13 protein-coding genes are annotated in these 12,408 nt (G+C 65.4%); 2 read left to right on the top strand and 11 right to left on the bottom strand.

Translation table 11 applies throughout. The features are described 5' to 3' along the window. Positions 1–97: 97 nt before the first annotated feature. Positions 98–319, bottom strand: coding sequence for a DUF3046 domain-containing protein (locus SBP01_RS07000; protein WP_275215453.1), 222 nt, complete (start codon positions 317–319; stop codon positions 98–100). Between the two features lie 41 nt (positions 320–360). Here SBP01_RS07000 and SBP01_RS06995 point away from each other — a divergent pair, with 41 nt between their 5' ends. After that, positions 361–927 carry a MarR family winged helix-turn-helix transcriptional regulator gene (locus tag SBP01_RS06995; protein ID WP_275215452.1) on the top strand — a complete coding sequence of 189 codons (567 nt, stop codon included), beginning with the start codon at positions 361–363 and terminating at the stop codon, positions 925–927. Positions 928–1,001: 74 nt separating this feature from the next. Here SBP01_RS06995 and SBP01_RS06990 read toward each other — a convergent pair whose 3' ends face one another. The 8 genes from SBP01_RS06990 to SBP01_RS06955 form a co-directional block, all read right to left on the bottom strand. After that, positions 1,002–1,442, bottom strand: coding sequence for a helix-turn-helix domain-containing protein (locus SBP01_RS06990; RefSeq protein ID WP_275215451.1), 441 nt, complete (start codon positions 1,440–1,442; stop codon positions 1,002–1,004). Between the two features lie 162 nt (positions 1,443–1,604). After that, the gene (locus tag SBP01_RS06985) at positions 1,605–2,084 is read right to left on the bottom strand and encodes a CinA family protein (protein WP_275215450.1); all 480 of its coding nucleotides are present in this window, start codon (positions 2,082–2,084) and stop codon (positions 1,605–1,607) included. Further along, positions 2,081–2,728, bottom strand: a complete 648-nt coding sequence (gene pgsA / locus SBP01_RS06980; protein WP_275215449.1) for a CDP-diacylglycerol--glycerol-3-phosphate 3-phosphatidyltransferase — start codon at positions 2,726–2,728, stop codon at positions 2,081–2,083. Before pgsA ends, SBP01_RS06985 begins: the two co-directional genes overlap by 4 nt. 9 nt (positions 2,729–2,737) lie before the next feature. Then, a complete protein-coding gene (locus SBP01_RS06975) occupies positions 2,738–5,665 on the bottom strand; it encodes a DNA translocase FtsK (RefSeq protein ID WP_320537947.1) in 2,928 nt (975 codons plus the stop codon). 160 nt (positions 5,666–5,825) lie between these two features. Continuing rightward, positions 5,826–7,517: a ribonuclease J gene (locus SBP01_RS06970; protein WP_275215447.1), complete on the bottom strand. Its 1,692-nt coding sequence runs from the start codon at positions 7,515–7,517 to the stop codon at positions 5,826–5,828. A 41-nt stretch (positions 7,518–7,558) separates the two neighbouring features. Continuing rightward, a complete protein-coding gene (gene dapA, locus SBP01_RS06965) occupies positions 7,559–8,467 on the bottom strand; it encodes a 4-hydroxy-tetrahydrodipicolinate synthase (protein WP_275215446.1) in 909 nt (302 codons plus the stop codon). Positions 8,468–8,542: 75 nt separating this feature from the next. Next, entirely contained in the window at positions 8,543–9,289 is a 747-nt protein-coding gene (locus tag SBP01_RS06960; protein ID WP_320537946.1) for a carbon-nitrogen hydrolase family protein, read from the bottom strand. Between the two features lie 4 nt (positions 9,290–9,293). Then, the gene (locus SBP01_RS06955; RefSeq protein WP_275215497.1) at positions 9,294–9,608 is read right to left on the bottom strand and encodes a hypothetical protein; all 315 of its coding nucleotides are present in this window, start codon (positions 9,606–9,608) and stop codon (positions 9,294–9,296) included. Positions 9,609–9,842: 234 nt separating this feature from the next. Between SBP01_RS06955 and SBP01_RS06950 the strand changes: the two genes are divergently transcribed. After that, positions 9,843–11,078 carry a heparan-alpha-glucosaminide N-acetyltransferase domain-containing protein gene (locus SBP01_RS06950; protein ID WP_320537945.1) on the top strand — a complete coding sequence of 412 codons (1,236 nt, stop codon included), beginning with the start codon at positions 9,843–9,845 and terminating at the stop codon, positions 11,076–11,078. Here SBP01_RS06950 and SBP01_RS06945 read toward each other — a convergent pair. Beyond that, positions 11,075–11,554 carry a hypothetical protein gene (locus tag SBP01_RS06945; RefSeq protein ID WP_275215443.1) on the bottom strand — a complete coding sequence of 160 codons (480 nt, stop codon included), beginning with the start codon at positions 11,552–11,554 and terminating at the stop codon, positions 11,075–11,077. The genes SBP01_RS06950 and SBP01_RS06945 overlap by 4 nt on opposite strands. A gap of 3 nt (positions 11,555–11,557) precedes the next feature. After that, positions 11,558–12,328 carry a 4-hydroxy-tetrahydrodipicolinate reductase gene (gene dapB / locus SBP01_RS06940; RefSeq protein WP_320537944.1) on the bottom strand — a complete coding sequence of 257 codons (771 nt, stop codon included), beginning with the start codon at positions 12,326–12,328 and terminating at the stop codon, positions 11,558–11,560. Positions 12,329–12,408 lie beyond the last annotated feature (80 nt).

Here is a 12,408-nt window from a genome sequence, read left to right as displayed (position 1 = left end):
CGTATGTGGATAACCCACTGGAAAAATCATAGCTTTACCCGAACAGATATTCGAACAGATTCGACGGCGTGTCAGCCGGAAGGAAGGAGCGTGCCCGTTAGTCCCGGGGCTTCACGTCACGGCCCAGGCGCCGCTCGGGCGGAACGTCCTGCACCTCACACATGGCGAGCCACACGCTTCGAGGGCTCACGCCGGCCTTGAGTGCTTCGTCCGCGGTGCGTCCCCCAACGCCTGCCAGGACCAGGGTGCTGCTGAGGACCCTTGAGTAGCCTGCCCCGAATTCGTCGTCCATAAGCCGCCAATAGTCACTGATCCGCACCAATAGAGTCTCTCATGTTCCGGGACCCTAGAATTGTTGGCATGAGCAATCCAGCCGATGGCCGCCAGCGGGGAGCACGTGCTGACGCAGGCGCGCCGGACTCCGTTTCAAGCGGGGACAGCCTCGACGAAACGCTCAACACGGTGGAACATCAAATCAGCCTTTTTTGGCGCCGTTCGCGTTCCATTTCCCAGCAGCTTTCGCGCCAGGTCCATCCGGACATGGAGCCATCGGCCTACGGCCTGTTGGCGGTTATTCGGCGTGAGGGTCCCATCCGCCTGACGGACCTTGCGCAGAACATCGGCGTGGGCAAGCCGTCGGTGAGCCGCCAGATCGCCTTCCTTGAAAGCATCGGTTTGGTCTCCAAGGAGGCCGATCCGCTCGACGGGCGGGCGCAGTCGATCCGTCTCACCGAAAAGGGTGAGGAGAAGATGCACCAGGTCCAGGATGCGCGCCGGCAGGACTTCCGGGAGCGGTTGGGGGAATGGCCGGTGGAGGAACTGCAGACGCTGGCCGAATACATGGCCAAGCTCAACTCCATCTTTGATCTTGACGTCATCGGCAAAGACGCGGCGGCAACGCACCGTGCGGGCAACGCTTCCAGGTAGACAAAGCGGGGACCAAGCGCAACGAAGCCTCCGGCCAATGACCGGAGGCTTCGTTATGAGTAGTGCAGGCTCGCTTACCGTGCGCCGGAAAGCAGGCCGGTGGAAAGTTCGTTGTTGATTTCGCGGTCAAGGTCGCGGCCGTAGCGCTGGGAGAATTCCTGCGGAACGGTGTCGGGAACGGCAACGCCTTCGGCGACGGCCACGCGGTCGCTGACTTCACGGAGCATGCTGGACAACGGCACGTCCAAGGCGGAGCAGATCGACGACAGGAGCTCTGACGAGGCTTCCTTCTGACCCCGTTCCACTTCGCTGAGGTAGCCGAGGGATACACGGGCACTGTGCGAAACTTCGCGGAGCGTACGACCCTGGCGCTGGCGGACATCGCGCAGGACATCACCGATTTCGTGGCGAAGTACTACCATTTTGCGCTCCTTCTGTTCGCTCTTAGCCTGATCGGCGAGGCCCACATCCTTCCAGCGGACAACGCCGTTTACGGATACGGGCTGCTTTACCATCTGTATCGCCTTGCTCCTTCATAAGTCCGGTCCACATGAAACCGAAGTTGATATTTATCCTAGGCGCCCCGGCTCTGCCAAAGCGACACAATGTAATAACTAATACGTTCGGGAATTTGTTCCCGGCAACTTTACGCCCGGTAGCTTCAAAGGCATAGGCCCTCAGGAAGGCAGGACCGTGAGCAGCCGTTCCAGCGCCGCACCGCACGCCTGCCCGCGGATATCGGCGCGGTTCCCGGTGAAGCTGTAGGGGAAAGCCGAGGCGCCTTCGGCAGTGGCAATTCCAATGAAGACGGTGCCCACGGCTTTGCCGTCGTGTTCCTCCGGTCCGGCAACACCGGTGGTGGCAACGCCGATGTCCGCACCCAGTGCCGACCGGACACCCCTTGCCATCGCGGCGGCGACGTCGCCATCCACCGAGCCGACGGCGGCCAGGAGCTCGGCTGAAACGCCCAGGATGTCAACTTTCACGGAGTTCTGGTAAGCCACCACGCCGCCCTGAAGCATCCCCGAGGCGCCGGCGGTATCTGCCAGGACAGCGGTGACCATCCCGGCCGTCAGGGATTCAGCGGCGGCAACGGTGCGGCCCGCGTCCAGGGCATTACGGACTGCCTGTTCGGCCAGATGGTGAAGATTTGTCATGGCTGCTCCTGGGGGTCTGGTTCTGGGTTCCGGGACCGCTTTCCCCGTGCCCGCAGGCGAAGGGCTTCCACCACGTATTCGACGCCGGTCCACACGGTGATGAGTACCGCCACCATCATGACCGCGAAGGCCACCCACACCAGCCAGGGTGCCAGCGCGCCCAACGGCAGAAGGTACAGGAAGATGGCCGCCGTCTGCACCACGGTCTTGAGCTTGCCGCCGCGCGAGGCCGGAATGACGCCGTAGCGGATGACAAAGAAGCGAAGAGCGGTGATGCCCCACTCCCGAATGAGGATCACGATGGTGACCCACCACGGCAGCTCACCGAGGACGCACAACATGACCAGCGCGGAGCCGATCAGGAGCTTATCGGCGATGGGATCGGCGATCTTGCCGAAATTGGTGACGAGCCCGCGGCTCCTGGCGATGTCGCCGTCGAGCTTGTCCGTGTAGATGGCGACGGCGAATCCCAGTACCGCCGCCCAGCGCCACGGGCCGGACTCGCTGCGCAGCCCGGGGGCATCGAGGAGGAGGAACCAGACGAAGAACGGCACGAGCGCAATACGCAGCATGGTCAGGATGTTGGGGAGATTCCAAATCCCGCGGCTGCTGGAGCCTGCGGCAGTTGCTTCGGTGCTAGTCACCCTCCTAGGCTACCGTCCGGTGAGCGACCAGGCGTCTTCGGACCCGTCTTCATCATCGTCACCGGAGCTCGTATCTGCGCCGTCGAAGTATTCGACGCTCTGGCTGCGCTGGTCCAGGTCCGCCTGGACCAGGTCTTCCGCGTAGCCGCCCTGGGCGATGTTGGCGTTGGCGTTCTCACTGAGGGCGGCGGTCTGGGAATCGGCAACCGCGGGCGCGTCCTGACCCTTCATGGCGGCAAGCACGGCGGCGAGATCGTCCGGCTTGACCAGGACGTCGCGTGCTTTGGAACCTTCTGACGGGCCTACCACTCCCCGCGACTCCAGGAGGTCCATGAGCCGTCCGGCCTTGGCGAATCCGACGCGGAGTTTGCGCTGGAGCATGGAGGTTGAGCCGAACTGGGTGGTGACCACCAGTTCCGTGGCCTGCAGCAGGACTTCGAGGTCGTCCCCGATGTCGTCGTCGATCTGCTTCTTCTGCGCCTCAGGGGCGACGTCGTCACGGTACACGGCCTTCAGCTGGCCCTTGACGTGCTCGACAACCTTGTGGATTTCGGATTCAGTGACCCAGGCGCCCTGGACGCGCATGGCTTTGGAGGCGCCCATCGGCAGGAACAGGGCATCGCCCTGGCCAATGAGTTTCTCCGCACCGGGCTGGTCGAGGACCACGCGTGAGTCCGTGACCGAAGACGTGGCAAACGCCATGCGGGAGGGGACATTGGCCTTGATCAGACCGGTCACCACATCCACGGAGGGCCGCTGCGTTGCCAGGACCAGGTGGATGCCGGCCGCACGCGCGAGCTGCGTGATGCGGACAATCGAATCCTCCACGTCGCGCGGAGCCACCATCATGAGGTCGGCCAGCTCGTCAACGATCACCAGCAGGTACGGGTACGGACGGATGACCCGCTTGGAACCCTCGGGCGGGATCACCTTGCCGGCCCGGACCGCCTTGTTGAAGTCGTCGATGTGTTTGAACCCGTAGTTGGCCAGGTCATCGTACCGGGCGTCCATTTCCCGGACCACCCACTGCAGGGCCTCGGCGGCCTTCTTCGGATTGGTGATGATGGGTGTGATGAGGTGCGGCACACCTTCGTAGGCGGTCAGTTCCACGCGTTTGGGGTCCACCATGACCATGCGGACCTCGTCCGGGGTGGCTCGCATCAGGATGGAGGTGATCATGGAGTTCACGAACGATGACTTACCAGCGCCCGTGGCTCCCGCCACCAGCAGGTGGGGCATCTTGGCCAGGTTCGCCACGACGTAGCCGCCTTCGACGTCTTTGCCCACACCCATCACCATCGGGTGTTCGGTCCGGCGTGCGTTCTGGCTGCGGAGGACGTCGCCGAGCGAAACGGTTTCGCGGTCAGTGTTGGGGATTTCAATGCCGATGGCGGACTTACCCGGAATCGGGCTCAGGATGCGGACGTCGCTGGAGGCCACGGCGTAGGAAATGTTCTTGGACAGGGCGGTGACCCGTTCCACCTTGGTTCCGGAGGCCAGTTCAATTTCGTAGCGGGTCACGGTGGGGCCGCGGCTGAAGCCGGTCACCGTGGCATCCACGTTGAACTGCTGGAGGGTGTCCGTGAGGGCGGCGACGACGGCGTCATTGGCCTCAGTGCGCTCCTTGGGGATGGAGCCCGGAGTCAGCACGTCGGACGACGGCAGGGTATAGGTGACGTCGCCCGCCAGGGAGAGCTGTTCGGTCCGTTGCGGGATGGGCGTGGGCAGCGGCACCGGAGTGACGGGTTTGGCCGGCACCTGAGGGATGGCGCCGGCAGCCGGGTTGAGCGAGCCGGCGGCCACCATGCCCGGGGTGACGAGCGGAATGGCCTCGGTGGCGTTCTCCGCCGGACTGTTTCCTGCTGCCCCCAGGCCCTGGGCCGCCTTGATCTTTTCGACGGCGATCTCAGCCTGCGTGGGGCGCCGCACACCGGGCGCAGGACGGGGTCCGCGGCCTGATTTGTCGGCCTCGGCGTCCTCGTCATCGATGACCGCGTGCTCAAAGGCCTCGTCACCCACATAGCCTTCCAGCCCGGCGTCGGAGTCTTCATTCCTGCCGAAGAAGCGGCGCTTCTTCTTGCGCGGGGCCACGGCGGCGCGCGTCTGCTCAAGATAGCTGCGGTCGTGGCGGTCGGCTGCCTCGCCGGGTTCCTGCAGGTCAAGGCCCATGAGGTGTTCGTAGGCTGCCCGGAGCCGGCGGGGAATGGCGCCGAAGGGTGTGGCCGTGATGATCAGCAAGGAGATGAAGGCCAGAACGCCATACAGGACAACGGGCACCGCAGGGTGGATGGCTGCCAGCGGGGACGCCGCCAGGAAGCCAAGCATGCCGCCGGCCTGGCGGAGGCCATCGAAGCCTTCGGCGACCGTGGGCTGGCCGCCCAGCACGTGCGCGAGCCCGCAGCCCGCGAACGTCATGATGAGGAAGCCGATGCCCACCCGGTTGTTTCCGCGGCCGTCATCGGGCTGCCGGAAGAGCCGGAAGGCGCAGGCAAAAAGCATCAGCGGCAAGACCAGCGACACCCAGCCGAAGGTTCCGTTGACCACGCTGTACACGGCGTCGGGGAACCAGCCCGTGAGGCCCCACCAGGCGAAGGTGGCGATGAAGGTTCCGAGCGCGAGATTAAACAGGGCAGCTCCGTCGCGGCGGTCCTCCGCCGGCAGGTCGCTGACGTCGGAACCGATCCGGCGGACTCCTCCGCCCACGAGGTGTCCGATGGCCAGCCATGCGCCGCCCACCACGCGCAGGAGCCACGGCTGCCGCTGTTCGACGGCGGGAAGCTGGCGCGTGCGGGCAGCACCGGTGGAGGATCCCGTCCTTCCGCCGGCGCCGGCTTTGGAGCCCGACGATCCTGCGCCGCGGCCCGCGGAGCTCCCGGATTTGGCGGTGTTCGCGCCTCGGGCGGTGCCTTTGGGCGCGGGAGTAGTACGTGTGGCCATACGTGCCACGGTACCGGAACCGGTCCGTTATTCCGCGGATTTCCGCCTGCCAGGGGGCTTCCATGTTGCCTGCCGCCGCCTGCGCCACCCTACTTTGAAACGTGAAAGGCCCGGTTCCGAAGAACCGGGCCTTTCGCGTCCGCCGTGGGTCGTGGCGCTACTACGCCTCGAGGACCACCGGGATGATCATCGGCTTGCGGCGCAGCTTGCGGTTGACCCACGTGCCCACTACGCGCCGGACAACCTGCTGGAGCTGGTGCGTGGTGTGGTCCGTGCGGTTGAGCACGGCTTCCTCCAGCGCGGCGTTGATCTTGGGAATGATTTCGTCAAAGACTGAATCGTCCTCGGCTACGCCGCGGGCGTGGATTTCCGGTCCCGAGACCACCTTGCCGGTGGCGCGGTGGATGACCGTGATGATGGAAATGAATCCCTCGTCCCCGAGCGTCTGGCGGTCCTTGAGGTCAGCTTCGGTGACCTCGCCGACGCTGGAGCCGTCCACGTAGACGAAGCCCACTTCGACCTGGCCCACCACGTCGGCGCGGTGATCCCTGAGGTCGATGACGGTGCCGTTGTCCGCAAGGATCACGCTGGCTTCCGGCACACCGGACTCGATGGCGATCTTGCCGTTGGCGATCAGGTGGCGGGTCTCGCCGTGCACGGGCATGGCATTGAGCGGCTCAAGGATGTTGTAGCAGTACAGCAGCTCACCGGCAGCTGCGTGGCCGGAGACGTGCACCTTGGCGTTGCCCTTGTGGATGACGTCCGCGCCGAGCTTCAGCAGGCCGTTGATGATCCGGAACACCGCGTTCTCGTTGCCCGGAATCAGGCTGGAGGCAAGGATCACGGTGTCGCCGTCGCCGACCACCACGCGGTGGTCGCCGTTGGCCATGCGGGAGAGCGCAGCCATCGGCTCGCCCTGCGAGCCAGTGGACATGAGCACCACGCGGTTGTCCGGAAGGTTGTCGATGTTCTTGATGTCCACGACGAGGCCGGGGGGCACGTCGAGGTAGCCGAGCTTTTCCGCGATGGCCATGTTGCGCACCATGGAGCGGCCAACGAATGCCACCTTCCGGTTGTGCTTGCCGGCGGCGTCGAGGACCTGCTGGACGCGGTGGACGTGCGAGGAGAAGGAAGCGACGATGATCCGCTTGGTGGCCTGGCCGAAGAGCCGTTCCAGGGTGGGCCCGATCTCCTTTTCGGCAGTGGTGAAGCCGGGCACGTCAGCGTTGGTCGAATCCGACATAAAGAGGTCCACGCCCTCTTCGCCCAGCTTGGCAAAGTGGCGGAGGTCGGTGATCCGGCCGTCAAGGGGCAACTGGTCCATCTTGAAGTCGCCCGTATGCAGGACAGTGCCGGCGGCGGTGCGGATGAAGACTGCCAGGGCGTCGGGGATGGAGTGGTTGACGGCGACGAATTCGCACTCGAAGGGGCCGAACTTTTCAACCTGGCCCTCTTCAACGGTCAGGGTGTACGGACGGATCCGGTGTTCCTGCAGCTTGGCCTCGATCAGGGCAAGCGTCAGCTGCGAACCCACCAGCGGGATGTCGGCACGGAGCCGCAGGAGGTAGGGAACAGCGCCGATATGGTCCTCGTGACCGTGGGTCAGGATCACGGCCGCGATATCGTCCAGCCGGTCCTCGATGTAGGAGAAATCGGGCAGGATCAGGTCGACGCCAGGCTGGGTCTCCTCAGGGAAGAGGACACCGCAGTCGACGATGAGCAGCTTCCCGTCGATCTCGAAGACGGCCATGTTCCGGCCGATCTCCCCCAGCCCGCCAAGCGGGACAATGCGAAGGGTGCCTTGCGGCAGGCGTGGGGGCGTGACAAGGCCGGGAAGGGCGGTTTGGGTCATAGTGCACTACTTTCCAGGCGGAAGGGTGCTGGTCTTAGCCCTCAGGAAAAGACCAGCCCCGCTTCCGCCAAATCCTCGCGGATGGTTTCGATCTCGGCTTCGTCCGGCTCCACGAGGGGCAAACGGACAATCGAGTTGGGCAGGACTCCCTGCCATTTAAGAATTTGTTTGGCTGCGACGGCGCCTTGGACGCGGGTCATCGTGGCCCGGACCACGGGCAGCAGCTCGAAGTTGATCTTGCGGGCGGTTTCCATGTCGTTCGCGTTGACAGCGTCGATCAGATCACGGAAGCGCCGGGTGGCAACATGCGTTGTCACACCCACCAGTCCGACGGCGCCCAGGGCCATCCAGGGCAGGATGAGTCCGTCATCTCCCGAGTAGAAGTCCAGATCCGTTTCTGCCATGACGCGGCTGGCCGCCATGAAATCCGCTTTGGCATCCTTGACCGCGACGATGTTCGGGTGCTGCGCCAGCCGGATCATGGTTTCGGGCTCGATGGGGATGGAGGACCGCCCGGGAATGTCATAGAGCATGACCGGCACGTCCGTGGACGATGCGACCGTTTCAAAGTGTGCCCGGACGCCGGCCTGGCTGGGCTTGTTGTAGTAAGGCGTGACGAGCAGCAGACCGTCGACGCCAAGCGCGGCCGCCTGTTGGGAGAGGTGCACCGAGTGCGCGGTGTCGTTGGTACCGGTACCGGCAATAATGGCGGCCCGATCCCCTACGGCCTCCATGACGGCGCGGAACATGCCAAGGTTTTCCTCATCCGACAGGGTGGAGGTTTCCCCGGTGGTGCCGGTGACGACGAGGCCGTCGCAGCCGTCGTCCACAAGCTTGGTGGCCAGCTCCGCCGCCTGCCGATAGTCCACGGTGCCGTCCTTGGTGAAGGGCGTGACCATGGCGGTGAGGAGCGTACCAAGGGCAGGGATGGTGGCGGATTTGTGAGGCATGGAAAAAACGTTACCCTGTCAGCCGCCGGTTAGGACAATGGCGCAGGGGTGATACGCGTCAAATAGCTGCCGGCATCAGCGCAATCTGCGTAAAGCCCCGCGCTGCAGAACCGCAGTGACTACCTCTGTTCCGACCCCCACCGCATGTTCCATCCGGTGCCCGTCGGGCCCCCAGAACCCGCTCAGCCCGCAGGAACGCCCTAACGGAGTGTCTCCGCCCAGGTTCGCCAGAACGCCGAACATCCGGTGCTCCATGGCCCTGGCGCCCAGGTGCAGGGGAAGCCGCTTGTCGTCCTCCGTGGTGTAGACGGCAGAGACCGCATAGATGTCGGCCCCGGCCAGCGCCGCCTCGGTGGAGTGCGCCGGGACTGAAAGGTCGGCCCCAATGGCCAGCGCAGCCGTCCAGCCATCCACTTCGATGAGGAGGGCACCGTCGCCTTCGGTAAAGAGGTCCTTTTCCGGCCCCTGCAGGTGCGTCTTAAACCCGAAATCGATGGAACCGCCCGGGTGGATGGCAAGGCCCGCCAGCCGGGGCGTGCCGTCAGGTTCGCGGTACGCAGCCCCGGCCACCGCAGTGATCCCTGTCCTTCGGCAGATTTCACGGAGATCACCCAGCCGGGCATCATCGGGCCGGAGCCAGGCTTCGTCGGCGGACAGCAACGCCAGGTTGTAGCCGGTGAGGGACAGTTCCGGAAAGACCACCAGCCTCGCGCCGTGCGATTCGGCATCTTCGATCAGCCGGACATGTTCCTCAACATTCGGCGCGATGCCGCCAGCCAGGGCCTGGTACTGGATGGCGGAAATGGTCAGTGCGTCGGTCACCCCTTCATCCTAGGCAACCGCCCTGCAGGCGCGCATCAGGCAGCGTTGACCTCCCGCGCCCGCCAGGCTGGCAATACCTCTCCACCGCAGCCTCGCGCAGCCCTTCGGCCCAGGCCGCCAGCCGCTGAGCGGACCGGACATAGTGAAACAGCTCCGTGGGCGTGAGCGCATCAAGGTCGGTTTCGCCCAACCGGCGTGCCAGCTCGGCTCCCGGTGGCTGTGCGGTCAGGGAAATGCCTTCCTCCTGCCACTGGATGTCTTCCGCGGAACGTCCTGCCACGAGTTGGCGGAAGAGGAAGTCCACCACCCCCGGGCTCATGGCCTTCATCAGCCCCGTCGGCGGAGCCGCGCCCGCGTCAGATCCGGGTACCGGGTGGCCGCCACAAGCTGGAGGTTCCGGGAACTGCTGCGGCTCAAATGGAGTGTGCATAGCGCCCATGTTATTCGAACATATATTCGAATACAAGTGCCTGCCGGGCCGTTTTTGTCCCGGCCGGGCCCGTTGGTGGCCTGTTGACTGGGGGCGGAAGGTTCGATGTGAGAACATCGCCTGATGACGTCCCGAGCCACAGCAAGACCCTCTCGGGCGCGACGGCCCTCCTCCCCTGCCAGCCGGCTCCGGGGAATCGACGCTGCCCGGGGCCTTGCGCTCCTCGGCATGATGGCCACGCATCTGTTGCCCACGTTCGAGCCCAACGCAGACCTCACGCCCACCTGGATCGGCCTGACGTTCTCCGGCCGTGCGGCCGCTCTTTTCGCCGTACTCGCGGGCATCGGACTGGCACTCTCCACCGGCAGGCAGGTGCCGCCGGAGGCTACCGCCCTCAACGCTGCCCGCCGCGGCGTGGCCCTGCGCGCGCTGCTGATTGCCGCCGTCGGACTCTCCCTCGGCGGACTGGAAGTCAACGTTGCCATCATCCTGGTCCACTACGCGCTGCTGTTTCTGTGCGTCCTGCCGTTCCTGGGACTGAAACTGAAAGCACTCTGTGCCTGGGCGGCGGGCTGGCTGGTGCTCTCACCCGTGCTCGCCTACCTGCTCCGCCCCTGGCTGATGGCGGCTGAACCACCCCTTCACCTGGGCCGCAACCCGTCCTGGGAGGACCTGTCCACCCCGCTCCCGCTGCTGGGTGAGCTGTTCCTGACCGGCTATTACCCCGTCTTCCAATGGTTGGCCTATCTGCTGGTCGGCCTGGTGATTGGCCGGCTGGCACTGACGAAGGCCATAGTGCAGATCCTGTTGCTGACCGGCGGCACAGCCGTGGCCGCACTGGCCAAGGGGCTGGGGACGGCGGCCATGGAGAACTGGGGCGGCCGGGCCGCGCTGGAGCAGGTGCTGAACTCCCTCGGATATCCGCTGGACAGCGTGCTCCAGGTCAACCTCACGGGAATCCGGCAGGAAGGATCGTGGTGGTGGCTGGCCTCCGCTGCGCCGCATTCCGCCACGCCCCTGGACCTGGCACACACTTCAGGGGTGGCTGCGGCGGTGGTGGGCGCGTGCCTCCTCCTCGGCAGACTGGCGGAGTGGCTGGACCTGGACCTCCTGCTGCCATTGCGGGGAGCGGGGGCCATGACCCTGACGCTCTACTCGGTGCACATCTGGGTGGTGGCGGGGTTTTACCTGAAGCCGCTGCCGGCCGGCTGGACCCAGGACGGTATGTTCTTTGCGCACGCCGCGCTGGCCATCATGGTGGGAATGGCTTTTGTCCTCCTGAAGTGGCGGGGGCCGCTGGAATATGCGGGCCACGCGGCCAACCAGCTTGGCCGCAACGGACGGATAGGTGCCGTCTAGGCCGGAACGTTGCCGCGGAAGAGGCGGCCGGCGTCCCGCATGGAGGCGCGGGCGCGTTTCCGGTCCCCGGCGGCGTCGTAGGCGCAGCTGAGGCGGAACCAGGAGCGCCAGTCGTCGGGTGCGGCTTCGGCTTCGGCCTTGTACTTCTCGAATTCCTGGTCAGCGGCCGCCCGGATAATACGGCCCGCGGGAGTCCGGGGAAGGTCGTCCACGGGCAGCCCGCCCTCGGCTTCCAGGATGCGGGCCATCTTCTCGGTGCGGGCCCCGAACATGAGCTCCCGGATCAGCGCCCAGGCGCCGACGATTGGCAGCACCAGATACGCGGCTCCGATTGCTTTGGCGGCGAGGTTGTTGTCCGTAAGCAGCAGGATGGAGCGCTGGAACGAAACCACAAGGTAGAAGACCAAAAGGAGCGTAACGGCCCCCACCCAGATCTTGGTGCGGTTCGTCCGGAATGCAGCGAGGAAAGCGCCCACGGCCTAGAGTCCCAGGTCCAGGTAGCCGTCCAGGCCCACCGTCAGGCCCGGATGAGCCGCGACGTTGCGGACTCCCAGCAGCACGCCGGGCATAAAAGATGCACGGTCAAAGGAGTCGTGCCGGATAGTCAGCTGCTCTCCCGGACCGCCGAGCAGGACCTCCTGGTGGGCCACGAGCCCGCGCAGCCTGACGCTGTGGACGCGCACTCCGTCGACGTCGGAGCCGCGGGCGCCGGCAAGTTCGCTGGTGGTTGCGTCCGGGCTGGCGGGCAGGTTAGCCGCTGTTCGTTCCGCGGCAATAAGTTGTGCGGTGCGGACGGCGGTTCCGGAGGGTGCATCCACTTTCTCCGGATGGTGCAGTTCGACGATTTCCACGGATTCAAAATAGCGGGCGGCCTTCGCGGCGAATGCCGAGGCGAGTACTGACCCGAGGGCAAAGTTGGGCGCGATCAGCACGCCGGTTTCCGGGTGCTCCGCGAGGAGGGCTTCGAGGGCGGCGAGCCGGGCGGCATCCCATCCCGTGGTTCCCACCACCGCGTGCATACCGTGCTCGACGGCGTAACGCACGTTCGCTTCGGTGCTTTCAGGAACGGTGAGGTCCACGACGTATTCGGCTCCGGCAGCGTCCAGCTGATCCAGCGAATCGCCACGCCCCAGGGCGGCTACGAGGGTCAGATCGGTGGCGGCTTCGACGGCCTTGACGGCTTCGGCGCCCATGCGCCCGTTGGCGCCAAGGACAGCCACCCGGCCGGGAGCGGAATGTTGTTCGGTCATGCCGTTAACCCTACCGTCGGGCCGGGTACGGGACAGAATCAATGCCGCCCCGAGGCAGCCGGCCCTAGGCAACCGCCCCT

The organism is Pseudarthrobacter sp. IC2-21 (assembly GCF_034048115.1).
Taxonomy (GTDB): Bacteria; Actinomycetota; Actinomycetes; order Actinomycetales; family Micrococcaceae; genus Arthrobacter; species Arthrobacter naphthalenicus.
The sequence above is the reverse complement of the archived record's forward strand: the minus strand, read 5'-3'. Positions and strand labels throughout refer to the sequence as shown.

Coding starts and splice junctions, on each gene's coding strand:
- SBP01_RS06995 (WP_275215452.1), top strand. CDS start 361: ATGAGCAATCCAGCCGATGGCCGCCAGCGGGGAGCACGTGCTGACGCA.
- SBP01_RS06990 (WP_275215451.1), bottom strand. CDS start 1,442: ATGGTAAAGCAGCCCGTATCCGTAAACGGCGTTGTCCGCTGGAAGGAT.
- SBP01_RS06985 (WP_275215450.1), bottom strand. CDS start 2,084: ATGACAAATCTTCACCATCTGGCCGAACAGGCAGTCCGTAATGCCCTG.
- SBP01_RS06975 (WP_320537947.1), bottom strand. CDS start 5,665: ATGGCCACACGTACTACTCCCGCGCCCAAAGGCACCGCCCGAGGCGCG.
- SBP01_RS06970 (WP_275215447.1), bottom strand. CDS start 7,517: ATGACCCAAACCGCCCTTCCCGGCCTTGTCACGCCCCCACGCCTGCCG.
- dapA (WP_275215446.1), bottom strand. CDS start 8,467: ATGCCTCACAAATCCGCCACCATCCCTGCCCTTGGTACGCTCCTCACC.
- SBP01_RS06955 (WP_275215497.1), bottom strand. CDS start 9,608: ATGAGCCCGGGGGTGGTGGACTTCCTCTTCCGCCAACTCGTGGCAGGA.
- SBP01_RS06950 (WP_320537945.1), top strand. CDS start 9,843: ATGACGTCCCGAGCCACAGCAAGACCCTCTCGGGCGCGACGGCCCTCC.
- dapB (WP_320537944.1), bottom strand. CDS start 12,328: ATGACCGAACAACATTCCGCTCCCGGCCGGGTGGCTGTCCTTGGCGCC.